Annotated in this window: 19 protein-coding genes, 3 tRNA genes and 2 pseudogenes; 9 read left to right on the top strand and 15 right to left on the bottom strand. The window is 40.9% G+C overall.

Going from position 1 to position 25261, the window contains the following annotated elements; genetic code table 11:
* Position 1: 1 nt before the first annotated feature.
* The 3 genes from ftsZ (at position 2) to ACKWB9_RS10230 (ending at position 2533) form a co-directional block, all read left to right on the top strand.
* Entirely contained in the window at positions 2 to 1900 is a 1899-nt protein-coding gene (gene ftsZ / locus ACKWB9_RS10240) for a cell division protein FtsZ (RefSeq protein ID WP_414002914.1), read from the top strand.
* An 87-nt stretch (positions 1901 to 1987) separates the two neighbouring features.
* Entirely contained in the window at positions 1988 to 2431 is a 444-nt protein-coding gene (locus ACKWB9_RS10235) for a GatB/YqeY domain-containing protein (protein ID WP_414002913.1), read from the top strand.
* A 28-nt stretch (positions 2432 to 2459) separates the two neighbouring features.
* Positions 2460 to 2533, top strand: a tRNA-Arg gene (locus ACKWB9_RS10230).
* Between the two features lie 120 nt (positions 2534 to 2653).
* On the opposite strand, the pseudogene ACKWB9_RS10225 reads toward ACKWB9_RS10230, so the two are convergent.
* The 6 genes and pseudogenes from ACKWB9_RS10225 to mutS all read right to left on the bottom strand — a co-directional run.
* Positions 2654 to 2905 (bottom strand): annotated as a pseudogene (locus tag ACKWB9_RS10225) (transposase); the annotation flags it as partial.
* Positions 2906 to 2980: 75 nt separating this feature from the next.
* Positions 2981 to 3211: pseudogene (locus tag ACKWB9_RS10220) on the bottom strand (transposase); the annotation flags it as partial.
* Positions 3212 to 3249: 38 nt separating this feature from the next.
* Positions 3250 to 3483 carry a transposase gene (locus ACKWB9_RS10215; RefSeq protein ID WP_414002912.1) on the bottom strand — a complete coding sequence of 78 codons (234 nt, stop codon included), beginning with the start codon at positions 3481 to 3483 and terminating at the stop codon, positions 3250 to 3252.
* A 680-nt stretch (positions 3484 to 4163) separates the two neighbouring features.
* Positions 4164 to 4248: transfer RNA gene (locus tag ACKWB9_RS10210), tRNA-Leu, on the bottom strand.
* A gap of 111 nt (positions 4249 to 4359) precedes the next feature.
* Positions 4360 to 4432: transfer RNA gene (locus tag ACKWB9_RS10205), tRNA-Gly, on the bottom strand.
* Positions 4433 to 4617: 185 nt separating this feature from the next.
* Positions 4618 to 7200 (bottom strand): DNA mismatch repair protein MutS, encoded by a 2583-nt coding sequence (mutS, locus tag ACKWB9_RS10200; RefSeq protein ID WP_414002911.1) that lies wholly within the window; start codon positions 7198 to 7200, stop codon positions 4618 to 4620.
* A gap of 144 nt (positions 7201 to 7344) precedes the next feature.
* On the opposite strand from mutS, the gene ACKWB9_RS10195 reads away from it, so the two are divergent.
* Positions 7345 to 7890 carry an RNA methyltransferase gene (locus ACKWB9_RS10195; RefSeq protein WP_414002910.1) on the top strand — a complete coding sequence of 182 codons (546 nt, stop codon included), beginning with the start codon at positions 7345 to 7347 and terminating at the stop codon, positions 7888 to 7890.
* A gap of 105 nt (positions 7891 to 7995) precedes the next feature.
* Here the strand turns inward: ACKWB9_RS10195 and folK are convergent, their stop codons facing one another.
* Positions 7996 to 9135 (bottom strand): 2-amino-4-hydroxy-6-hydroxymethyldihydropteridine diphosphokinase, encoded by a 1140-nt coding sequence (folK, locus tag ACKWB9_RS10190; protein ID WP_414002909.1) that lies wholly within the window; start codon positions 9133 to 9135, stop codon positions 7996 to 7998.
* A 69-nt stretch (positions 9136 to 9204) separates the two neighbouring features.
* Between folK and sppA the strand changes: the two genes are divergently transcribed.
* From sppA to ACKWB9_RS10175, 3 genes are read left to right on the top strand one after another with little or no spacing between them, the layout of a single operon-like run.
* Positions 9205 to 10959 (top strand): signal peptide peptidase SppA, encoded by a 1755-nt coding sequence (gene sppA / locus ACKWB9_RS10185; RefSeq protein WP_414002908.1) that lies wholly within the window; start codon positions 9205 to 9207, stop codon positions 10957 to 10959.
* 3 nt (positions 10960 to 10962) lie between these two features.
* Positions 10963 to 11673: a queuosine precursor transporter gene (locus ACKWB9_RS10180; protein WP_414002907.1), complete on the top strand. Its 711-nt coding sequence runs from the start codon at positions 10963 to 10965 to the stop codon at positions 11671 to 11673.
* 44 nt (positions 11674 to 11717) lie between these two features.
* Positions 11718 to 14426 (top strand): AsmA-like C-terminal region-containing protein, encoded by a 2709-nt coding sequence (locus ACKWB9_RS10175; protein ID WP_414002906.1) that lies wholly within the window; start codon positions 11718 to 11720, stop codon positions 14424 to 14426.
* An 88-nt stretch (positions 14427 to 14514) separates the two neighbouring features.
* Here the strand turns inward: ACKWB9_RS10175 and ACKWB9_RS10170 are convergent, their stop codons facing one another.
* A complete protein-coding gene (locus tag ACKWB9_RS10170; protein ID WP_414002905.1) occupies positions 14515 to 15309 on the bottom strand; it encodes a DUF2797 domain-containing protein in 795 nt (264 codons plus the stop codon).
* A gap of 77 nt (positions 15310 to 15386) precedes the next feature.
* Between ACKWB9_RS10170 and ACKWB9_RS10165 the strand changes: the two genes are divergently transcribed.
* Together ACKWB9_RS10165 and ACKWB9_RS10160 are read left to right on the top strand one after the other, a co-directional pair.
* Positions 15387 to 16901, top strand: coding sequence for a GH3 auxin-responsive promoter family protein (locus ACKWB9_RS10165; protein ID WP_414002904.1), 1515 nt, complete (start codon positions 15387 to 15389; stop codon positions 16899 to 16901).
* A 495-nt stretch (positions 16902 to 17396) separates the two neighbouring features.
* On the top strand, positions 17397 to 17954 hold the full coding sequence (locus ACKWB9_RS10160) for an alpha/beta hydrolase family protein (RefSeq protein WP_414002903.1): 558 nt from the start codon (positions 17397 to 17399) through the stop codon (positions 17952 to 17954).
* On the opposite strand, the gene clpX is transcribed toward ACKWB9_RS10160, so the two are convergent.
* From clpX to ACKWB9_RS10125, 7 genes are all read right to left on the bottom strand, one after another.
* A complete protein-coding gene (clpX, locus tag ACKWB9_RS10155; protein ID WP_414002902.1) occupies positions 17951 to 19186 on the bottom strand; it encodes an ATP-dependent Clp protease ATP-binding subunit ClpX in 1236 nt (411 codons plus the stop codon). The two genes, ACKWB9_RS10160 and clpX, sit on opposite strands and share 4 nt — an antisense overlap.
* Before the next feature lie 85 nt (positions 19187 to 19271).
* A complete protein-coding gene (clpP, locus tag ACKWB9_RS10150) occupies positions 19272 to 19952 on the bottom strand; it encodes an ATP-dependent Clp endopeptidase proteolytic subunit ClpP (RefSeq protein WP_414002901.1) in 681 nt (226 codons plus the stop codon).
* A gap of 85 nt (positions 19953 to 20037) precedes the next feature.
* Positions 20038 to 21360 carry a trigger factor gene (gene tig / locus ACKWB9_RS10145; RefSeq protein WP_414002900.1) on the bottom strand — a complete coding sequence of 441 codons (1323 nt, stop codon included), beginning with the start codon at positions 21358 to 21360 and terminating at the stop codon, positions 20038 to 20040.
* A 95-nt stretch (positions 21361 to 21455) separates the two neighbouring features.
* Complete coding sequence (locus tag ACKWB9_RS10140) at positions 21456 to 21806, bottom strand: phage holin family protein (RefSeq protein ID WP_414002899.1); 351 nt, start codon at positions 21804 to 21806, stop codon at positions 21456 to 21458.
* A gap of 126 nt (positions 21807 to 21932) precedes the next feature.
* The gene (locus ACKWB9_RS10135; RefSeq protein ID WP_414002898.1) at positions 21933 to 23561 is read right to left on the bottom strand and encodes a G-D-S-L family lipolytic protein; all 1629 of its coding nucleotides are present in this window, start codon (positions 23559 to 23561) and stop codon (positions 21933 to 21935) included.
* A 129-nt stretch (positions 23562 to 23690) separates the two neighbouring features.
* Positions 23691 to 24464 carry an alpha/beta fold hydrolase gene (locus tag ACKWB9_RS10130; protein ID WP_414002897.1) on the bottom strand — a complete coding sequence of 258 codons (774 nt, stop codon included), beginning with the start codon at positions 24462 to 24464 and terminating at the stop codon, positions 23691 to 23693.
* Positions 24461 to 25174 (bottom strand): pyridoxine 5'-phosphate synthase, encoded by a 714-nt coding sequence (locus ACKWB9_RS10125; protein WP_414002896.1) that lies wholly within the window; start codon positions 25172 to 25174, stop codon positions 24461 to 24463. The genes ACKWB9_RS10130 and ACKWB9_RS10125 overlap by 4 nt, the downstream gene beginning before the upstream one ends.
* Positions 25175 to 25261 lie beyond the last annotated feature (87 nt).

Genomic DNA, 25261 nt, shown 5'->3' with positions numbered 1-25261 from the left:
CATGAGTAAGAACAACGAATTTGATAGTATCTCTTTTGATCTCCCGAAAAATCAAAGCAATGTAATTAAGGTCATTGGTGTAGGCGGTGGTGGTAGCAACGCCATTAATCACATGTTCCAGGCCGGTATCAATGGAGTGGACTTTGTTATTTGTAATACTGATTCCCAGGCATTGGACAATAGTCCGGTACCCAATAAGATTCAGTTGGGCGTTTCATTGACCGAAGGATTGGGGGCTGGTGCCAACCCCGAGGTAGGTGAACAGGCTGCTATGGAGAGTATGGAAGACATTAAGAACATGTTGGGCAATACTACAAAAATGATTTTCATTACGGCCGGAATGGGTGGGGGAACAGGAACTGGTGCTGCTCCCGTCATTGCAAAACAGGCCAAGGAAATGGATGTTCTTACGGTAGGAATCGTTACCATGCCCTTTCAGTTCGAAGGAAAAATGAGATGTGAACAAGCGCAATTGGGTATTGAAAAACTGAGAAAGAATGTAGATTCCCTGATCGTCATCAATAATAATAAATTAAGGGAGGTTTATGGAAATCTAGGCTTTAAGGCGGGCTTTTCCAAAGCGGATGAAGTTTTGGCAACGGCCGCACGGGGCATTGCAGAGGTAATTACGCACCACTATACGCAGAATATAGATTTGCGTGATGCCAAAACGGTACTATCCAATAGTGGTACCGCTATTATGGGTTCCGCCATTGCTTCGGGATCGGCCAGGGCCAATGAGGCCATTATGAAAGCCTTGGATTCGCCATTGCTGAACGACAACAAAATTACAGGCGCCAAAAATGTATTGTTGCTTATTGTTTCAGGATCACAGGAGATTACGATCGATGAGATAGGTGAGATCAATGACCATATTCAGATAGAGGCCGGTTATGGCGCAAATATCATTATGGGCGTAGGTGAGGATGAGAGCCTGGGAGAAGCTATAGCGGTAACGGTTATCGCTACGGGGTTTAATATTGAGCAACAGGACGATATTGTAAATACAGAGGCAAAAAAAATTATCCATACCCTGGAGGATGAGCAAAAGGCGGAAAAGCAATTATTGCCCGGAAAAACAGTACATACATTAGAGGTTGAGGAAGAACCGGAACCAAAATATGAATTGTTGGACGAGGGTGATTTTGATTTGATACCCACGACCAATTATATCAAGAACTTTAATGTATTTTATGAAGAAGTGGTGGCGGATACCATTAGTGAAGATGATTTTGTTATTATAGAATCTTCCGATGCCCTGCGGGATATAGAAGTGGTAGAGCCGGAAATTCTTAAGGTGAAGGAGGAAGATCAAATAGAAATGAGCTTTGACCTGCCTTTGGTTTCCGAACCTTTGGAAGATGAGGAAAAAGAGAACGTAATCATGTTCAATTTGGACGATGAGGTCAAAGACATCAATGTTACTGACAGTATAGAGGTAATCCCTGTATTGGAATATGATAAAAATGGTGAGAAAAGATACAGTTTGGACGATTACATGCAGCTGGAAAACCAATTGACGGGAGCTAAGTCCAAAGCGGAGGAATTTGAACCAAAAATTGTAGAGGACGAACTGGTGTTTGAAAAAAGAACGGTTGTAGATCGTAGTGTCTCGCAGGAAAAAAAGCCGATGGACCCAATGGAAACCCCTATAGAGGAATTGTTAAAGGAGCGGGCCGATGAACGTAGAAGAAAACTAAAGGACTTTAATTACAAATTTCAGAATAGTCTTGGCAATATTGATGAAATAGAAAAAGAACCCGCATATAAACGCCAGGGAGTAAATTTAAACGATAATCCCAGGGAAAATAAGATTTCCAGGACAAGTTTAAGTGATGATAGTAATGATGAAGTTCAATTGCGGTCCAATAATTCCTTTTTACATGATAATGTAGATTAAATATTCCTTGAACTTAAAAGTTTAAACCCGGAAACAATAACCGTTTTCGGGTTTATTTTTTATCTTCGTGCCGCTAAATTAGATGATATGGGATTACAGCAAAAGGTAATGGAGCAAATGAAAGCGGCAATGAAAGCCAAGGACGCAGTTGCCTTAGAATCATTACGGGCCATAAAGTCGGCTATTTTGCTGGCCCAGACCAGTGGTCAGGGAGATTTGTCCGAAGATGATGAAATTAAACTCGTTCAAAAGCTGGTAAAACAACGTAAGGACAGTGCTACTATTTTTAAAGAACAGGGGAGGAATGATTTAGCGGAACCGGAATTGGCTCAAGTAGCGGTAATAGAACAGTTTTTGCCCGAGCAGTTGACGGAAGAAGAAATTGAAAAAGTGGTTGTACAGACCATTGAAGCTATCGGAGCTTCCGGAATGCAAGATATGGGTAAAGTAATGGGGATTGTTTCCAAGGAACTGGCAGGCCGGGCAGATGGAAAAACCATTTCAACAATAATAAAGAATAAATTATCATAATCCGGACCTAAAAGGTTTGGAAAATAATGGCCGCGTAGTTCAACTGGATAGAATATCAGATTTCGGCTCTGAGGGTTGGGGGTTCGAATCCTCCCGCGGTCACGAATAAATCACAGAAAATGTGAATTTCAAGCGAGTTTCAAAAATGGAACTCGCTTCTCTTTTTGAAACTTGACAGTATCCAAAATTTAGTATAAACAGAATTTCAGCGGGTTAGGTTTTTTATAGTTGGACCCTTTTTTCAAATATAGTCAAGAACCGATTAAGTATAAGCCCCCAATTGTGAATGGGTCGTGTCCATTTTTTAGTGATCTGCATCAAGGCCAGGTATACCGATTTTTTCAGGGCATCATCGGTGGGGAAGGCCATTTTGTTCTTTGTGTACTTTCTTATTTTCCCATTGAGGTTTTCTATCATATTGGTGGTATAGATGGTTTTTCTGATTTCCAAGGGGAAGTCAAAAAATATGGTAAGTTCCTCCCTGTTGGGCCCTACGGCCAGATAGACGGTCTTGTCGATGGCTTTGCCGCCCTGTCCTACTTTAAACACGATACCGTCCATCCATACAACGCAATAAACGGTTTCCAATGGCCTGTTCTGCCGGTCCAGTACGCGTTGGTTCACTCGGTCGGTAATAATGGATATGGCAGATGTGGATAACCTAAAACCATAAATTTCTTGGAGTTCTTCCTCAATATCCGAGAAGCTCATCCCTTTGGCATATAAAGAAATCACGATATTCTCCACCGAGAGCGAGTTGCTTTTGTGTTTGGGAACCACTACGGGCTCAAAACTGCCATGGCGGTCCCTGGGCACTTCTATCGCACTTTTTCGAACTTGGTCTTAATGCGCTTTATGCTAGTGCCGTTACGACTATTGGCACTGTCGCCCTTGCCGTTTTTCGGATAGTCCAAGTGGGTATCCAATTCCCCCTTGGACATAGACTCCAATGCAGTGCTGTGGAGCTGCTTCAAAAACGTGGTCGGTTCCCCTTCCGTTTTTAGACCGTCAAGAAGGCCACTGTTCAAAAGTCGTTGCTTTATACCTTCCATGATAACTGTGATATTAAAATTAGACAAAAAATTAGGCGGGTCTTAAGACCCGCCTAATTTTCTACTTACACAGTTTATTGGATACTGCCTAAATTTGCATCATGGGTATTGTTAGACGAACATCATCTGTTGAGGTGTTATTGGATGAATATCAAAAAGATTCGAACGCTATTTCTGCTATAACACTGATTAAACGGCTTAGTGGAAAAATAAACAAAACCACTGTTTATCGTATCTTGGATAAACTTGCAGATGATGGTGTCCCTGCATTCTTTTCTCGGTAAAAATGATATTAAATGGTATGCAAAATGCAATGGTTGTTCAAAATCTGAACATATAGACATTCATCCACATTTTCAATGCTTAAGTTGTGGTAAAGTAGATTGTTTATCTGTAGAGGTTAATATCCCACAAATTCCTAATCGAGAAGTGGAAGTATCTCAGATTTTGATACAAGGGAAATGTGAGGCGTGTTTTGGTTGATATTGGTTGGGATACATTGTTCAAGTTTTATTTTATCTAAATTCAGATTTATATTTTGATCATTAAAATGGTCGATTAATTCATACAAATCTTCCTTTTCAGATTTACTCATAGAATCGGAAACTACTAAATAGATTAAAGATTTGTTGTACTTAAATTAGAAAAGCCGGAGTTTTAAAACTCCGGCTTTTCCTTTGTACTCGAGATGGGACTTGAACCCATACGGCCATAATGGCCATTGGATTTTAAGTCCAACGTGTCTACCAATTCCACCACTCGAGCTTCTTGCTCGCTCTTGTGTCTACCTCCCGATAACTATCGGGACCACCACTCGAGCATTCTCAATGCCACGACAGGCATCCGAATAAAAAAACGCCGGCAAGCAGCGTTTTGAGCGAAAAACGGGATTCGAACCCGCGACCTCCACCTTGGCAAGGTGGCGCTCTACCAACTGAGCTATTTTCGCGTCTATCTGAAAATAACTTCCGAGCGGGAGACCTTTGTTTTTCAAGATTTCGGCACTCTACTCCCGATAACCATCGGGAAGCTATTTTCGCATGTTCAAGAACGTGCATCCCTAAAGATGCGGATGCAAATTTAATACAATTCTATAAAATCCAAAGTAAATTTTGGCAAAAGAAATAAAATTTATCAGGAGGTGGCTTTCTTGTTCTTGGTCAGTAATCGCTTTATTTCATTAAGCTTCATTAACGCCTCAACTGGAGTCAATGTATCTATATCCAAATGGAGTATTTCCTCTTTGATCTCTTCCAAAAGAGGGTCGTCTAGATTAAAGAAACTCAGTTGCATTTCATTGGGGACGGACTCCAGCTTTTCGGTCACTGCGTCTTTGGAATGGGAGCGTTCCATTTTTTCCAGGATTTTATTGGCCTTGTGGATAACCTGTTGTGGCATACCTGCCATTTTGGCTACATGGATACCAAAGCTGTGTTCGCTTCCCCCCGGAGTGAGTTTTCTTAGGAATAAGACAGTATCCTTTAGTTCTTTTACGGATACGTTGTAGTTTTTGATACGTTTAAATGTACCGGTCATTTTATTGAGTTCGTGGTAATGTGTGGCGAACAGTGTTTTTGCCCGTGCCGGATGTTCGTGCAAATATTCGGAAATGGCCCATGCAATGGATATCCCGTCATAGGTACTTGTACCCCGCCCAATTTCATCCAGAAGTACTAAACTTCGTTCCGATAAATTGTTCAGAATGGAAGCGGTCTCGTTCATTTCTACCATAAAAGTAGATTCTCCCATAGAGATATTGTCACTAGCTCCCACACGGGTGAAAATTTTATCCACATATCCGATTTTGGCCACATCGGCAGGAACAAAACTGCCCATCTGTGCCAGCAAAACAATTAAAGCGGTTTGCCTTAATATGGCGGACTTACCGCTCATATTGGGCCCTGTAATCATGATGATCTGTTGTTGGGTACGATCTAATTGTACATTATTGGCAATATAATTTTCGCCCGGGGGCAACTGTTTTTCTATAACGGGATGCCTGCCGTTTTTGATGTCAATATCCGTAGAGTCGTTTAATTCGGGAGCAATGTAATTATTGTCTTTGGCCAATTGGGCAAAACCACAGAGACAATCCAATTGTGCAATAAGGTTGGCATTATTTTGTACCGGGGCAATGTATTCCTGCATCCAGACGATCAATTGTGAAAACAACTGCTGCTCCAAAGATAGAATACGTTCTTCCGCCCCCAATATCTTAGCTTCGTACTCCTTTAGCTCTTCGGTAATATAACGTTCCGCATTAACTAAGGTCTGCTTGCGTATCCAGGATTCCGGCACCTTGTCCTTATGGGTGTTTCGGACCTCGATATAATAACCGAACACATTGTTGGACGCAATTTTTAAAGAAGTGATACCGGTTGCCACGGTTTCCCGTTCCAGCATTTTATCCAAGTATTCCTTTCCGGAGAAGGCCAGTCCCCTGAGCTCATCCAACTCTTCTGAAAAACCTTTAGCGATCGTATTGCCTTTTAGAATATTTACCGGAGCTTCTTCGTTCAATAGTTCCTTGATTTTGGCACGCAACAGGTCACAGGTGTGCAATTGATCGCCAATTAAGGCCAATGCTTCATTGTTGGCCTGGGAGATCTGTTGTTTTATCGGAACTATGGATTCCAGGGAGTTCTTAAGTTGAACCACTTCTTTTGGGTTTACTTTCCCTGTGGATATCTTGGAAATAAGACGTTCGAGATCTCCCATCTTTTTGATGCCGTTCCGGAGCTTTTCCAGAATCTCCTCATTTTCCATAAAGTGACGAACTACCTCATGCCGGTTTCTGATTTTTTGAACGTTCTTTAACGGTAGGGCCAACCAACGCTTTATCATACGTCCGCCCATAGGAGAAATGGTCTGGTCTATTACATCTAGAAGCGTAACCGCGTTTACATTGGTAGAATGGTATAGTTCCAGGTTTTTAATGGTAAAACGATCCATCCATATATACTCATCCTCGGCGATCCTTTGTAGTTTATTTATATGCTGTAGTTGTCTGTGTTGGGTTTCGGACAAGTAGTGGAGTACCACGCCCGAAGCCACTATGCCATACGTTAGATGATCTACGCCAAACCCTTTTAAAGTTTTGGTGTTGAAGTGGTTGTTCAGGTTTTCCACGGCATAATCTTCCTGAAAGACCCAATCTTCCATAAAAAAAGTATGGAATTGGGTGCCGAAAACCTCGGAAAATTCCTTTTTATGGTTTTTGGATATCAGGATTTCATTGGGCCCAAAATTTTGTAAGAGCTTGTCAATTTGCTCTTCGGTGCCTTCAGAGGTCAGAAATTCCCCGGTGGAAATATCAACAAAGGCAACCCCTAGTTTTTTTCTGCCAAAGTGAACGGCACAGAGAAAATTATTGCTTTTAGCGGATAAAATATCATCGTTTAAGGCCACCCCGGGAGTAACCAATTCCGTGACCCCTCTTTTGACAATGGTCTTTGTTTGTTTGGGATCCTCCAGTTGATCGCAGATGGCTACCCGCTGCCCAGCCTTTACTAATTTTGGTAGATAGGTATTCAAAGAATGATGGGGAAACCCTGCAAGTTCCGTTCTGTCCCCGCCATTATTCCTATGGGTAAGGATAATTCCCAGTATTTTGGAGGCCTTTACCGCATCTTCACCAAAAGTTTCATAAAAATCGCCCACGCGGAACAAAAGCATGGCATCAGGATACTTGGTCTTGATGGTATTGTACTGTTGCATCAAAGGAGTTACCTTTTTTGTCTTCTTCTTGCTCGTCACCTTGTATTTATCTACTTATTTTTGCTGAACCAAACGAATATATGCCATTCCCCATCTCAATGAAATTTTTGTTGATATTTAAGGGCGATAGTTGAAAAGTATTACATGAGAAAGCTGCGAAACGAAGAATTGGAGAGATTGGATGTGGATACATTTAAAGGTGTGGAAAAGATACCTATTGTATTGGTGTTGGACAATATCAGAAGCCTTAACAATATTGGTTCTGTTTTTAGGACGGCCGATGCCTTTTTGATTCAGAAGATATACCTCTGCGGAATTACGGCAACACCGCCTCATAAGGATATTCATAAAACGGCATTGGGGGCTACGGAAAGTGTAGAATGGGAATACGCTCCGGACACGTTGGAATTAATACAGGAATTGAAGTCGGAAGAAAAGGTCATCGTTGCCATTGAACAAGCCGATGGAGCGGTCATGTTGAACGACTTTAGGCCCAAGAGAGGAAAAACCTACGTGCTTATTTTTGGAAACGAAGTCAGGGGCGTGGACCAACAAGTGGTGTCCCATTGCGATGAAGTTCTGGAAATTCCGCAATTTGGGACCAAACATAGTTTGAATATTTCGGTAAGTGCCGGAATAGTGGTTTGGGATGTTTGGGGAAAATTAAATGCAATAAAAAACCCGGCCTAGACCGGGTTTTTTTGTAAAGTTTGAGTTAGTTAGTTAACTATTTATTCCCACAATAACGTAAATCCATTTGTTCTATGCAAGAAAATTCACAAAATTGTGTTAACCCTACTGAAGTATGGCGAAATCTTGAATATGTTCCAGAACCTTCAGATAGTCCATTTTTTTGTTTGCAAAATCCAATTCCGATATGTCTATAATAAGCTGGTTTTCTTTTGGATAGGTCTTTAAAAAATCCAAGTAGCCCCTATTGATGTTTTCCAGATAGTCCACAGCTATATCCTGCTCATAATCCCGCCCTCTTTTTTTTATATTTTCTAAAAGTCGGGCCGAAGTTTGGTGCAAATAAACATATATTTTTGGTTTTTTTATTTCCTTGTACATAAAACCAAAAACCTTTCTGTAGAGCTCAAATTCTTGTTTTTGTAAAGTGACCTTTGCAAAGATCAGGGATTTAAAAATGTCGTAATCGCTTATCATAAAACCTTTAAAGAGGTCGAATTGACTGGTGTCGTCCATAAATTGTTGATAGCGATCGGCCAAAAATGACATTTCCAAGGGAAAGGCAAATCGTGATCGGTCTTTATAAAAACTGGGTAAAAAGGGATTCTCCGCAAAGCGCTCCAAAATCAATTTTGCATTAAGGTCTTCAGCAATCTTAGTAGCCAGCGTAGTTTTTCCCGCTCCAATATTTCCTTCTATGGTAATAAACTCCATGGCCGAAAACAAAGCTTTTCTATCCGGATAGAGCTTCTTGCTTACTTTTGTCAAACTACTTTTATCCGGACATTGTTGTAAAAGGTTCCGGGTATCCTTATTGAATATAGGATGATAAAATTGCGGGGCAATATCGGCCAAAGGTTTCAAAACAAATTTACGCTCCTTCATTTTCGGATGGGGAATAGTCAGGGTGTCGGTATTGATAACTTCTTTGCCATAATAGAGAATATCAATATCTATGGTCCTGTTCGCATAACCTTTATGGATAGCCCTTTCCCTTCCCAGTTTTTGTTCCAATTGCAATAATCCCGATAAAAGCCATTCCGGATCTTTTGTGGTTTCCAATTGCACACAGGCGTTTAAAAATTCGCCCCCTTCAAATCCCCAGGAAGGAGATTTGTACATAGCGGACACTGCGGTAACCCTTCCCAGTTTTTCATTGATCAGAAAAATGGACTTCTGTAAGTTCAGTTTTTTATGACCTAGATTACTTCCAATAGATAGATATACAAATTGCTTCACCGCCATACTATAGGCAAAATAAACAAAACAAATTCACTTTGGTTATCTTTGTGATCGAATAAAATGTGCATTTAAGTGAACTTTTTAAGAAATCTATTAGCCGCTATTTTAGGTTGTTTGGTGGCATTCGGTATTATTTTCGTTATGTTTTTTGTCTTTGTGACCCTTTTGGGCTCGGGCGAGGATACCGTGGTTGTTAAGGACGGTTCCATATTGGAACTTCAATTGCAAAGACCTTTGGTTGATTATACGGGAAGCAGCGATTTAGATCCCTTTAGCGGACTATTTGATAAATCTCAGGGACTGGACGAGGTGCTGCATGCCATTGCCGTTGCAAAAGATGATGATCGTATAAAGGGAATCAGCATCAACAATAATTTTACCATAGCCGGCTTGGCCCAAACACAGGCCATTAGAAAAGCCCTGGAGGATTTTAAAGATACAGGAAAATTTATATACGCTTATGCGGATTTTTATCTGCAAAAGGACTATTACCTATCCAGTGTAGCCGATTCCATTTTTATGAACCCCGTTGGGGCTATGGACTTTAAAGGGCTTTCAACAGAAGTACTCTTCTATAAGGATTTACAGGAGAAAGCTGGTATTAAAATGGAAGTCATTCGCCACGGGAAATATAAGAGTGCCGTAGAGCCGTATTTGGAAAATGAAATGAGCGAATCCAACAGGAGGCAAATAAAGGAACTGATCCAATCCCTATGGAATTCGATGATTGCGGATATTGCCGTGGGAAGAGGGATTTCCGAGGACGACTTAAATACCATCGCAGACACCCTTGGAGGACGTTCCCCAAAACTGGCAAAGCGTTCGGGATTGATAGATGACGTTATTTTTTATGATGAATATGAAGGGAAATTGGCAGATGCCCTAGGGGAAAGCAAAGAGGTAAAGGTGACCGCCCTTGAAGATTATGCCAGATATGCAAATAAAAAAACCATGGCGTCCGGAAGCGATAAAATAGCCGTAATATTTGCGCAAGGTGAGATTTTATATGGTGAGGGAAGTCCGGAGATTATCGGTCAGGGCATCATCAATGATGCCTTGATAAAAGCCAGGGAAGATGATAAGGTCAAAGCTGTGGTGTTGCGGGTAGATTCGCCCGGCGGCAGTGCATTGACCTCGGATATCATTTGGCGCGAAGTAGAACTAACAAAACGAATAAAGCCTGTGGTGGTCTCCATGGGGAACGTAGCGGCATCGGGAGGGTATTATATTGCTGCGGGTGCGGACAGGATTTTTGCGGAACCTACCACGGTAACGGGGTCTATCGGGGTTTTTGGAACAGTACCCAATATAAGTGAACTGGCGAAGAACATCGGTATAAACTCAGAACAAGTGGGTACCAATGCCAATGCGGTAGACTATTCCTTGTTCAGCCCTATGACGGATAGTTTTAGGAATACGATCCAAGAAGGGATCGAGGAGACCTATCGAACTTTTTTAGAACGTGTATCCCAGGGGCGTAATATGTCCGTTGCGGAAGTGGATAGTGTTGCCCAAGGGCGTGTATGGAGTGGTGTGGATGCCAAACGTCTGGGATTGGTAGATGAATTGGGTACCTTGGAAGATGCTATTGCGGAGGCGGCCAATATGGCAGAACTCAAAGGGTATGGCGTTAAAAAATACCCGAAATATAAATCTGGTTTTGAGCGGTTTATGGAAGATGTAGGTGGAGCGAGTGCAACGGCCAAAGCGGAGATGTTGCGGGAAGAAATAGGGGAGGATGCCTATACGCTCTGGAAAGAAGTAAAATCGGTCATGACACAAAAAGGAGTTCAGGCCAGAATGCCGTTTACGTTGCATATTAAATAGTCCATGACGCATAGTGATACATTGTTCGCCCGCAAAATATACCTATATCTGGGGGCTCTTTTTATTACTTCCTTGGTCGTTTCCAATCTTATCTTTCAAAAATTCTTTTATTGGAACCCCTTTGGCGATATAACCGTATTTGGAGCCCCTTTGTTTGAAATTTCCGTGGGGATTTTACCTTATCCCGTTACCTTTTTGATTACCGATATAATTTCGGAAATCTTTGGTAAAAAGAAGGCCAACCAGATCGTAAAGGCAGGTATATTCGCTTCCTTTTTTTCACTGGTCATCGTGTACACTTCCGCTTCCGTTTCGGCCACTTCATGGTCTCCAGTTTCAGATGAGCTGTTCCATTCGGTCTTTGGGAATACCATTGTTGCGGTTTTCGCTTCTATGATGGCTTATCTGTTGGCACAGTTTGTAGATATCCAGATTTATCATTTTTGGAAAAACCTGACCCAAGGCAGGTATTTGTGGTTGCGAAATAACTTTTCTACGTTTTCGTCCCAATTGATAGATACGTTTACCGTAGTACTTCTGTTATGCTCTTTTGGAGAAATTCCCTGGGATAAATTTACGGGTCTGGTCATCAGCGGCTTCATTTTTAAGATTATTATAGCATTCTTGGATACCCCTTTCCTTTATTTGTTCGTATATATGTTGAGAAAACGGTTTAAATTGACCGTAGGCCAAGAAATTGATCTGGACGCATAATAATAGCGGTAAATAACAGTTTTTAAGGAAAATTGCACGAAGAAATGAAAAAGAAACTTATTAGGTTGATCGGGGTCGTTTTTTTATTGATAGTGTTGCTTTTGACGGCCATACCCTTTTTCTTGGAATCTAAGATCGGGGACATTATAAAAAATAACGTTAACAATAATCTTGACGCAACATTGGATTTTTCCAGTGCCGACCTTAGTCTTCTAAGTAGCTTTCCCAATGCCCAGGTGCGTCTGGCCGACGTGAGTCTTATAAACAAAGCCCCATTTGACGGGGATACCTTATTTTTTGCCAAAGGAGTGGTGCTTAAAATGGGAATAGGGGAATTGTTCAAGGGTTCGGGAACTCCCATTTCAATATCCGATTTCATAATAGATCAGGCGTTGTTGCATATTATGTTGGACAAAGAGGGGAACGCAAATTATGACATCGCCAAGAAAAATCCAGAAGATACCGGGGCAACGTCCGGGCAAAGTGGCGGCTTTTCGTTTAATATGGAATCGTATAAAATCAAGGATACCCGTATAGCGTATGACGACTTTTCAACAGGTCTGCATCTGGAAATAGCCGAAATGAATCATCAGGGTACCGGCGACCTGTCATTACAAACCTCGGAACTGGATACCCATACGGATGCCCTGGTCTCTTTTAAAATGGGTAGTACCAACTATTTGAACAAAAATAGGGTTCGGTTAGATGCGCTTATTGGTATTGATTTAAATGAAAACAAATACTCGTTTTTGAAAAATGAAGTGTTGGTAAACCAGCTTCCTCTAGTGTTTAACGGGTTTGTAAAGGTTAATGAGGATAATCAAGAAGTGGATATTAGCTTTAAGACACCGTCTTCGGATTTTAAAAATTTCTTGGCCGTTATTCCGGAAGTTTACTCGAAAAATATTGAAAATGTAAAGACTACAGGGAATTTTGTCGTCGCCGGAACATTTAAAGGTGTTGTGGATGAGGTATCTATCCCTAAATTCAATATTAAGATCAATGCTGATAATGCATCTTTTAAGTATCCGGATTTACCAAAATCCGTCCGTGCTATTTTTATGGACGTTGAAATCAATAATACCGAAGGAATAATTAAAAACACCTATCTGGACCTCCAAAAATTGTCTTTTATGATCGATGACGATCATTTTAATATGACTTCAAAAATTACGGAACTATTAGGCAATGCCAGTGTAAATGCCAGTGTTGACGGCAACATAAATTTGATCAATATTTCAAAGGCCTATCCCATACCGGCGAATCTGGATTTGAAGGGATTCTTGAATACGGATTTTACAACGGTATTCGATAGGGCCTCCGTAGAAAATGGCCAATATGAAAATACCCGGACTTCCGGTACGTTGGCCGTTCGGGACTTTGAGTACAATTCCGAAGAAATCAATGCCCCGATTAAAATAAATACCGCTGCCTTAGCTTTTGACCCAAAAACGGTTGTTCTGAACACATTGAACGGGACTATGGGCAAAACCGATTTTGATGTTACGGGAACCATCGATAATTTTTTGGGATACCTCTTCAACAATGAAAAAGTAGAGGGCGATTTTACCCTCCGGTCAAATGTGTTTGCGCTTGATGATTTTATGGTAGAAGAGAATGCGGGAGGCGAAAAAGAAAATCAAGATACTTCATCGGAAGAAAAAATTAAAATCCCTTCGTTTTTAGACGCAAATTTTAACGCCAGTGCCAATACGGTCATTTATGATAACATCAATTTAACCAATGTGCGGGGTAATCTGAAAATAAAAGATGAAAAGGCCATTTTAAGCAATATGACTTCTTCTTTGTTCAATGGAAAAGTAATTTTTGATGGGGAAGTTTCTACTGAAAATGAAACGCCCGCCTTTGCCATGAAATTGAATATGAACCAATTGCAAGTAGATGAAACCTTTAAATCCTTACAACTTTTCAAGGTTTTGGCACCGGTAGCACAAGTACTTAAAGGCAATTTTAGTTCGGACATTACATTGTCCGGTAAACTTACGGATAATTTTACCCCGGATCTACCTTCCTTAGCGGGTGATGTGTTGGCGAACGTTCTTACAGCGGAAATAAACCTGGAAAGTACACCCGTATTATCGGCATTGGGTTCCAAGTTGGATTTTATAGATTTTGATAAATTGAATTTAAAGGAATTAAAGACAAAACTATCCTTTAAGGACGGTCTCGTATCCGTAAAGCCGTTTACCATAAACTATCGGGATATTGCTATTAACGTTGCCGGTGGGCATGCATTTGACAGTAATATGAATTACAAGGTGGTTATGGAAGTGCCTGCAAAGTATTTGGGAAATGAAGTGAACGACCTGATTGCCAAAATTGATGATCGCTCATTGGAAAACATAACTGTTCCTGTTACGGCGAACATTGGGGGGGCATATACCAGTCCGGAAATAACTACGGATTTGACTTCGGGGATCGAAAGTTTAACAGGCCGATTGATCGAGATCCAAAAGCAAAAATTCCTGAATAAAGGCAAATCCAAGGTCAAAGACCTGATCGGGGATGTGCTAAGTGGGGGTAAAAAGGATACTATGGCCCGGCAAGATAAAGATTCTTTAAAAGAGCGTGCAGGAGATTTTTTGGGAGACGTATTGGATAATAAAAAAGGCGGTGCAGATACCGTTCCCACAAAAAACGATGCGGTTAAGGAAGCTGCTAAAGATATTTTGGGAGGTCTCTTTAAGAAAAAGAAAGATACAGCAAAGGCCCAAAAGGATTCGGTAAATTGAATAGGGTAAAAACAATTTCCCCTAAAACAAAATTAGCGGAAATCCTAATTTTTGTACCGGGTAAAAGAAAAAGGAGGGTGCTGAAATTTCAATGGATACCCAAAGAAACATAATACCCTTCACTGCCCCTGACATTAAATACGGTATTGTCTTCAAAGATGAGGTATTGCCCCTTTATGCCTTTAAGTTTTCCGGTAAAACTTGGAGTTTTGTCCAAGTTTAAACTTTTCACCTTTTCCGGATATTGAAGTATGGGGTATGCTAAATGGGTTTCTGTATTGTGTTCGATAAAATAGGCCATGGCTTCTTTGGGAATAAAGGGCCTTAATTTGTTTTTCCATTCGGATAAATCCTCATTGTCAACGGTGTTGGTCAACATTTTGCGCCAATTGGTCTTATCCCCAATATGGTCTTTTAAGGCTACTTCCGTTATACCTGCCAAATAGCGATTGGGAACTTCCACGATTTCAATGGCCTCATGGGCGCCCTGGTCTATCCACCGGGTGGGCACCTGGGTCTTTCGGGTTACGCCTACCTTTATATTGCTGGAGTTGGCCAAATAAACAATATGGGGTTGTAACTGTACTTTTTTTTCATATTCCAAATCCCGATCTTCTTTATCCAAATGGGCCGTGCTCAATTCCGGTCTCATAATCCAGTCCCCTGCGGACGGAATCTCATAAAAGCAGGTCTTACAAAATCCTTGGCGATAAATAGGGCGGTCATTGCCACAATTCAAGCATTGGAACTTGATGAAATCTATGCTGATTTCCTTGTCCAAAACTTGATTGACATTCAGAAAATCCGATTCAAAAACAAGATAATATTGAATTGGGCTTCCAATTTCCGTCTGCATTTTTCGTAAAACCCCTTGGTATTGCATAAGTAACGAATAATTTTTATTCAATTTGAAAATGATAGGTTTATGCCCTATTTTTAGCAAGCTAAAGATACCTAAAAATGCCGATTCCGCTATTTAATTCCATTGCTTCGTGGTTACTTAAAAAGCGCTATCATCAGATAGAACTTTTTTTGAAATATCCTGAAGAGGTACAGGAGGAAGTATTGTTGCAACTTCTGGAATTAGCGGAGGATACGGAAATTGGTGTCCGGTATGATTTTGGATCTATAAGTAATTATAACACCTTTAAGGACAGGGTACCCATAGTCTCCTATGAAGATATAGAACCTCTTATTGAGCGTACAAGAAAAGGGGAGCAAAACCTTTTTTGGCCTACGTCCGTCAAGCTTTTTGCAAAGAGCAGCGGAACCACCAACGCCAAGAGTAAATTTATTCCGGTAAGCTCTGAGGCTTTGGAAGATTGCCACTACAAGTCGGGAAAGGATTTATTGTGCCTTTATTTGAACAATAATGAAAACTCCCAATTATTTACGGGCAAGAGCTTACGGTTGGGTGGGAGTAAGGAACTTTATGGGGACAACGGTTCGTTCTTTGGAGATCTTTCGGCCATTTTGATCGACAATATGCCCCTTTGGGCAGAGTTTAGTAGCACACCTTGTAGCAGGGTATCCTTAATGAGCGAGTGGGAGCATAAATTAAAGGCCATTATTAAGGAAAGCGTTCAGGAAAACGTTACAAGCCTTGCCGGGATACCCTCATGGATGTTGGTATTGCTGAACAATGTTCTGGAGGATACGGGCAGTGAGCATCTTTTTCAAGTGTGGGAAAATTTGGAAGTTTATTTTCACGGTGGGGTGAGTTTTAATCCTTATAAGGAACAGTATGAAAAATTATTGCCCAGACAGCACTTCAGATATTATGAAATTTACAATGCCTCAGAAGGTTTTTTTGCCATTCAGGACAGAAATGATGCCGATGACCTTTTATTAATGCTGGACTATGGCATATTTTATGAATTTATACCTATGGACACCTATGGAACCAAAGAGCAATCGGCCATTCCGTTATGGGATGTTACAATAGGTGAAAATTATGCAATAATCATTACGACCAATTCCGGGCTTTGGCGTTATAAGATTGGAGATACAGTACGTTTTACTTCAAAGAAGCCTTATAGGATAAAAGTAACGGGCCGGACCAAACACCACATAAACGTATTTGGCGAGGAATTGATTATTGAAAATGCCGAGGAAGCTTTAAAAATAGTATGTGGTAAGGCCGGAGCTGAAATTAAGGATTATACGGCCGGACCGGTCTTTATGGCAGGAAAAGAAAAAGGTGCCCATGAATGGATCATAGAGTTCAGAAAACGGCCCGAAGACTTGGACTATTTTACGGAATTTTTGGATAATGCCCTAAAATCCTTGAATTCGGATTATGAGGCCAAACGGTATAATAACACCACCCTTACAATGCCCAAAGTACACATGGCCAGGGAGCATCTTTTTTATGATTGGTTAAAAGCGAACGACAAACTCGGGGGGCAACATAAAATCCCGAGATTATCCAATAAACGGGACTATATTGAGGAATTGCTCCGAATGAATAATTAAAAGATTCGTTTTGTGGCAGTAGTTTTAAGGTTCTTGTCAGAAACCGTCGAGATTGATTGCCATTCTTTCAGGTGACGATACCACTTAATTCTACCTTCCCATTCATGTATTTTGAGAAAATTGTTGAGCCTTTGGAACCCTATAAATAATAATATCCCATAATCATAGGATGGACACAACTGGTTCTTAATGTTGAACTTATTTAAATTTTCTTAAACAATTGAAAAATTGGATTTTTATATCCGCCTCCTAATCATTTTTCCCTTCCATAACCCTGCTATCTGTCTGCCGGTAGGCAGGTGCAATTCAAAAATACCTTCTAACGTACACAGGGCCATAATTTTAACTGTATACCAAATTTTTTATATAAGTTCATTAAAAAGAGAGCTACATCGATGAAAAACGGCGGATGAACAAATAAATATAGGATTCTGCCATTAAAGAAAGAATTTAGATAGCCCAGTTCCCAAACTAATAATTAACTAAACTACGATTATGGCTGAAAGATTGATTATTATCTCGGATATGTGGGGCGCAAAAAAGGGTCTTTGGATTACTTCCTACTTAGGGTATCTCCAACAATATTTTGACATTACTTTTTATGATAGCCAGCAATTGGCAAATCTTGATTTAACGGTGCAAACAGAAGAAAATATTCATAATGCTTTTGTACAGGGAGGCATTGAGACCGCCGTAGCGCATTTGTTAGAAAAGGAAAAACAGCCCTGTTATTACCTGGCGTTTTGTGCCGGTGCTACAGTAGTATGGGAGGCCGCTAAAAAAGGGTTGCCCGTCAAATCCCTATATGCTGTTTCCGCAACGGGAATACAATTTGGGAAAGATAAGCCATTGGTACCCTTTACCTTGTTATATGGTGAAAACGATTCCCATAAACCGGGTGAGGCATGGGCAAATAATTTAGACCTTGAATTAGAGGTAATGCCCAACTTTGGCCATACCTTGTACACCGACGAAAAAGTTATCCAAAAAATTTCTCTGGATTTACTACATCAAGTAACCCAAATAATGCCCCAGGTAAAAAAGGTGGTTTAAGAAACGGCCTTCAGTTTTTTCACGGTCTCATGGGAGAGTTTTTCTTCCGCATAAGATTTGGAAACTTTAAACTCCGTTTCTCCACTACTGGGCATTTCGAACATGGCATCCGTAAAAATAGCCTCACACAGGGATCGTAACCCTCTGGCACCTAATTTATACTCAATGGCCTTTTCCACAATGTAGTTCAATGCTTGCTCCGTAATGGTAAAGGTAATGTCGTCCATCGCAAAAAGCTTTTCATATTGCTTTATGATGGCATTTTTGGGTTCTGTAAGTATGGCCCTCAACGTTTTTTTGTCCAAAGGGTTCATGTGGGTCAGTACCGGAAGTCTTCCAATAATTTCCGGAATAAGCCCAAACTCTTTCAGATCCTTTGGGATGATATATTGAAGGATATTGGTGTTGTCCAATTGCTCATCGGCCTTGGATGCACTATATCCTACAGCCTGTAGGTTTAACCGTTTGGTTATGGCCCGATCAATACCATCAAAGGCCCCTCCTGCGATAAAGAGAATATTTTCCGTGTTTACTTCTATGAATTTTTGGTCGGGATGTTTTCTGCCCCCCTTTGGCGGAACATTTACTACGGTTCCCTCCAATAACTTGAGTAGGCCCTGTTGCACACCTTCCCCGGAAACATCCCGGGTAATCGAGGGATTATCACTCTTACGGGCTATTTTATCGATTTCATCGATAAAAACGATACCACGTTCGGCCTTTTCAAGATTGTAATCCGCGGCCTGTAATAAACGGGTCAAGATACTTTCTACGTCCTCGCCCACATATCCTGCTTCCGTAAGCACCGTGGCATCTACAATGGCCAGTGGAACGTTGAGCATTTTGGCAATGGTCTTGGCCATTAGGGTCTTTCCCGTACCTGTTTGGCCGACCATAATAATATTACTCTTCTGAATCTCTATATCATCTTCTTTTGAAGAAGGTTGTAACAATCTTTTATAATGATTATAGACCGCTACGGACATTACCTTTTTCGTGCGTTCCTGCCCAATGATAAACGTATCTAAAAATGCCTTGATTTCCTGGGGTTTTTTAAGGACCAGTTCCGAAGAAAGATCATTGGTCTTTGTTTGCCGCGATTCCTCGGCAACAATACCATGGGCCTGCTCAATACAGCGATCGCATATATGTGCGTCCAATCCGGCGATCAATAAATTGGTCTCTGGCTTTTTCCTACCGCAGAACGAACATTCTAAATTTTCCTTTGCCATAATATCTTTACACTATCTAGAACCTAAACGAAGGTATTTGGTTTTTGGTTCAAAAAATATAATTAATTTGGATAATTGGTCGAGATTAGTCTTTATCCCTGACTAAAATCTCATCGATCATGCCGTATTTTTTTGCTTCATTTGCCTTCATCCAGTAGTCCCGGTCACTATCTTCATGTACTTTCTCGATTTTTTGTCCGGAATGTTTGGCGATTATGGCGTAAAGCTCCTCTTTGAGCTTTAAGATTTCCCTTGCCGTAATTTCAATGTCACTTGCCTGGCCTTGTGCGCCTCCCATAGGTTGGTGGATCATGACCCTGGAATGGGTAAGGCCACTGCGTTTTCCTTTTTCACCTGCACAAAGAAGTACGGCACCCATAGAAGCCGCCATTCCTGTACAAATAGTAGCTACATCCGGTTTTATGAATTGCATGGTATCGTAGATGCCCAGACCGGCATATACGCTGCCGCCCGGTGAATTGATATATATCTGTATGTCCTTTGAGGCATCCGCACTTTCCAAGAACAATAGCTGTGCTTGTACAATATTGGCCACCTGATCGTTAATGCCCGTTCCCAGGAAAATAATACGATCCATCATTAAACGTGAAAAAACGTCCATGGCAATGGCATTCAATTGTCTTTCCTCTATAATATTGGGTGTCATGTTCGTAGGATACATGCTGCTCATTATTTGATCATAATAAGTACTGCTGATACCCTGATGTTTTATGGCGTAGTTCTTGAATTCTTTTCCGTAATCCATAAATATTAAATCGATTTGTATGTAAAAAAAGGTGCCGAAAATAGATTTTCCGGCACCGTAAAGATACTTAAATTATTGTTTGAAATTACCCGTAAACCTCTTTCACGAAGTTTTCATAGGTAACTTCCTTTGTTTTAAGATTGGTCTTTTCCTTATAAAGGGTCAACAATTTTTGACTCATCAATTGTTCGGAAAGTCGCTTTACCTCATCTTGGTTGCCCAATACCCTTGCAGCAATGTTATCCAATTCCTCCTCTTGGGGGTCTAACTGTCCAAATTGGGCCATTTGCGATTTTATAAAGCCTTTTGCAAATTCCTTAAGTTCGTCAAATTGAACTTGAAGGTCATTTTCTTTAATAATCTTACCTTCTATCAACTGATAGCGCAATCCTTTTTCGGACTTTTTATATTCTTCATTGGCCTCTTCCTCGGATAATGGTTTTTCTCCCGTCATTTGTATCCATTTGGTCAAAAATCCCGAAGGCAGGTCAAACTTTATATGCTCAATAAAATGTTCGGTAATATCGTTAAGGAGTTTCTGGTCCGATTGTTGTTCAAATTGCTTTTCGGAATCTTCTTTGATACGGTCTCTAAGCTCTTTTTCGGAAGTTATACCATCCTTGCCATAGAGCTTGTCAAACAACTCCTGGTTTAATTCGGCAGGTTCCCTTTCATTGATCTCGGTTATGGTAAAGGATACTTCAATATCTAGCTTTTCGGCCTTTTCCGCTGAAATTCCCAAAGTACTGGAAAGTAAATGATCTTCTTTTAAAAGGCCCTTAGTCTTTAATGTAACGGTATCCCCTACCTTTTTTCCGGTTAGGGCCTCAATGGCTTTTTTGCCTTTGAGCTTGTCCATTTCCAAGAGTGATTTATGGTCTATTTCAGCTACTTCGCTTACAAATTGACCACTTACTTCATCCGCCTTGCCGATAGCTTCCTTTGAAACAAGTTTTCCATATTGTTTTTGGATACGTTCCACCTGCTCCGTTATCATTTTTTTATCGGCTGTGATTTTGTAATGGGTGATGGCTTTTTTTGTTTTTAAGGAAACCTCAAATTCAGGAGCTATGCCCAGTTCAAATTCAAATGCCAATTCTTCCTGGTCCCAATCAAAATCATCCTGTTGTTTGGGTAACGGATTCCCAAGAACATCCAATTTTTCCTCAGTTAGATATTTGTTCAGGTTGTCTTGGAGCAATTTATTGACTTCATCAACTAAAACGGCTTTTCCATATTGCTTTTTTATAAGCCCCATAGGAACTTGGCCTTTTCTAAAACCAGGGATATTCGCCTGTTTTCTGTAGTCTTTTAAGATCGTGTCTACCTTGTCCTGATAATCCTCTTTGGTTAAGGCGACTTTGACCACTGCGTTTAAATCGTCTATTTGCTCTTTTGTAATATTCATCTATCGTTAGATTTACTTTTCTAAAATGGGTGGCAAAAGTACTATATTTTCCTTACCAGAGCAACTTTTCAAGCTGTTGAAAACCAAATGGTAACTTAGCTTTTTTTATCTTCTTTTAACAGTGAATGTAAAATGGATTGCAGTAGCGAAAGCAAAAGACCGAAGATTATGGCCCACACTACGCCATCTACCTGAAATCCCGTTATAAATGAAGCTGCCGTTAAGATAATAATGGCATTGATGATCAATAGGAAAAGGCCTAGGGTCAAAATGGTTATGGGCAGTGTTAATATGATCAGAACGGGCTTTACGAGAAAATTTAAAACACTTAATACGGCCGCTACGATGACCGCCGTAGTAAAATTGTCTACGTTCACGCCCGGTAGTACATACGATAAGATGATGACGGCAATAGCATTTAATAAAATTCTAAGAATGGTTTTCATCTGTTGTCATTTATGGTCAAAACTGCTTTTTGGCAGGCAGCTATAATTATTCGTGATTATAGCACGGGATCTGAAAATAAAAGAACATTGCTCCCACAAAGCTTTTGAAATTTTATGGTTTCATTTTTAATCGATATATAATCCTGTATAGTCTAAAGGATCCACATCAGGTAGGTTGGAGCCGTATTTTGTATTGATGGCCTTTGTAAATAGATTGGCCAAAAGGGCTTGCCCCCTTGGTGAAGGGTGTACGCCATCTAACGAAAAGCCTCCACCGGTAGCATAGGTGGCGGTTACGATACTTCCATCCGTTAATTGTATTCCTGTTTCCGCTACGGTACCCAACAAGGTATTTGCATCCACGAAGGCCAGGTCGTATTGGTCGGCCAAATTGGTAATTGCCATATTGTATGCCGTAGTGGTGGTCTGGACTATTTGTTGCTCACTTGGTGTCAAGACCCATTTGTCCTCAAGGGGATAGGTAATTCCATTTATTGCCAACTGTCCGGCATCCATAGCTGGCAGCCCTAAATTTTGAAGTGTCATAAAGGCTTCCCCGTTCAATTCGGCGATAATGGATTGACTCGGAAGAACGATCAAGTCATTTTCGTTGGCTTGTCTTGCCTGTCCATATAAAAAGCCTATTACCGCCGCTTGCTCTGCAGATGCACCAAAATTAATTAATGCGGTGGTTATGGCTTCTGAAAGGTCATCCAATGAATCATCTTTGATCACTAGGGCACTGGCACTATTTTCTGAAAAAGAAATGGCTCTTTCTGGAACATTTAAGAAACTGAAAACGGCGTTGAGTTGAGCAAAAGTTGCATTTAACGTTGTTATTTGCGGTCCGAAGGTTTCGTTTGTGGGATCCAAGGGATTATAAGGAACCACAGTAAAATAAGGGAGTGTAGTGATATCGGGTAGATTGACAATAGCTCCTTTTGCCCCATTTGCGGTAAGGGCTTGCAGCATACCATCAATAGAACCTGCAACTACATCTGGATCGGAAATATCTCCACTAGCGTACGTACTGGGATCTGTATTCCCTGTTTGATCTACACCGGCACCTCCGCCCGTGGCATATCCTAAAACATCATTATTACCGGCCCATAACGTAAAGAAGGTTGGATCTTGAGCTAAGGCATCGGCGAGTACCGTTGTGTTTGGATCGCTCGCAAACCGCACAAAATATGGGTTTGCCAACCCTGTTGCAAGCCCTAGGGCATTACCATAACCGGGAGCCAATAAATGGTAACTTTTGGCCCCGGGAACGCCCATATTATTAAAGGGCCCCGATAGGATATTGGTTATTTCCGTGGTGCCCGTTCCGCTCACTGGTACAGGCGCAGGCCTAGAGTTGGGGTCACTGGAATCAACATTTGCAAAGGAAAGAATAAGTCTATTCCCAATATCCGGAATACCGTCCATATTTAGATCGCTCTGTCCATTTATGGTTGCGCCTCCCAAATTGTCCGCCATAAAAGGAATGTTGAAAGAACCACCTCCTGCCAAGGCAAAATTGGAAGCCAAAATATTGGGGAATGAAGCCGTTTGCCCATCAACGAACAAAGCGGCATCCGAAAAACCGGCGGTCAGGGAATTGCCTATGGCCACATAGGTGCTAAAGTCCGCAGTACCACTTGTATATTCTATGGGGTCAGGCGTAGTTGGAACGGTCGGGTTTACACTATCGTCATCACTACAGGAAATGAAAAGCAATCCAAATAATATCAGTAAGGTTAAAATCTTTTTCATTGCATTAATTTTGAGTTAGTTATGACCTATTTTTTAATGTCAAATAGGTGCTTAATCAAAATTAAATAAAATTATGGGGCGGGCAATTATTTAAAGCAAAAAATTATGCATGCATAATAAATAATGTTTTTATGTTGTTAAAAAGGCCAAGGATTTGAGTAAAAACTCCCTTGGATTTTCGGCGTGCAACCAATGACCGGCATCGGTAATAGTGTCGACCTTGGCATTGGGAAAGTGCTTTTTGATTTGTGATATGTCCGTATCGGTAACATATTCCGATCGATCACCTCTCAAAAATAACGTTGGTCCGTTAAACCTGTCGGTGCCATTTATGGTTTCCCCTATTGCTTCCATTTTTTGGCTTAGGATCTCAAGGTTAAATCTAAAGGTTAATTTTTTTTCAGGGGTCCAGTAGAGGTTTTTAAGTAAAAATTGGCGTATACCAGAATTTGGCAGGTATTCTTTAAGCTGATTGTCGGCTGCTGTTCTTGAGGTTATATTGGTTAGGTCAATGACGTTTAGTGCACTTATAATATCCTGATGATGTGGAGGGTAAAACTTAGGGGCAATGTCCGCAACTAAAAGCTTATCCAGTAATTCCGGATACCGGCAGGCAAATTGCATGGCCGTTTTTCCACCCATGGAATGCCCGATCAAAGAAGTTTTGTCTATTTGATGAAATTTTAAATAACGCTGTAGATCTTCCGCCAGAATATCATAATTGAAGTGGGGGGAGTGAAAACTCTTCCCGTGATTTCTCTGGTCTATCAAATGTACTTCAAAATGGTTTTTGGTATAAGCGGAACCCAGGGTTTTCCAATTATCGGACATTCCCAGAAATCCGTGCAAGATGCACAATGGTTGGCCCTTGCCCAATATTTTTGAATGTAGTATTGGATTCATTTTAATCTGTTCAAATACATATTAATAACATTGTCCAGGCCCAGGTAGAGCGACTCGCAAATAAGTGCGTGACCTATGGAGACTTCCAACAGGTTTGGGATATTGGCCTTAAAATATTGAATATTGTCCAGATTAAGGTCGTGGCCTGCATTGATTCCTATTCCCAGTTCATTGGCCCTGTCCGCGGCCAGAATAAACTTTTCGATCGCTTTTTCCTTGTTTTCCGAATAAGTGGATGCATAACTTTCTGTATAAAGTTCTATACGATCCGCTCCTGTTTCCCGGGCACCCTCTACCATTTTTACATCCGGATCAACAAATATGGAGGTGCGAATGCCCTGTTTTTTGAAAATAGCAATGACCTCAACAAGAAAATCTTTATGTTTTATGGTGTTCCATCCGGCATTTGATGTAATGGCATCCTCGCCGTCCGGGACCAAGGTAACCTGGGTAGGTTGTACGGCCAGGACCAGATCCATGAATTTTGGGATCGGGTTTCCTTCTATATTAAATTCGGTAGTAACTATACGCTGTAACTCTCTTACATCTTGATAACGTATGTGCCTTTCATCCGGTCTGGGATGGACGGTAATCCCTTGTGCCCCGAATCTTTCTATGTCCTCGGCTACTTTTATCAGATTCGGTACATTGCCCCCCCTAGAATTTCTTAAGGTGGCTATTTTGTTCACATTGACGCTTAGTTTGGTCATATCGTCGATTTTGATTTAAAGCAAGTCCAAAAATACGAATAAGGCATGCCTTTTGATGTTATAAATTGCTATTTTGCACTATAATTT

This window comes from Maribacter spongiae (genome assembly GCF_047345125.1).
GTDB lineage: Bacteria > Bacteroidota > Bacteroidia > Flavobacteriales > Flavobacteriaceae > Maribacter.
This window is presented reverse-complemented; position numbering and strand designations above follow the sequence as displayed.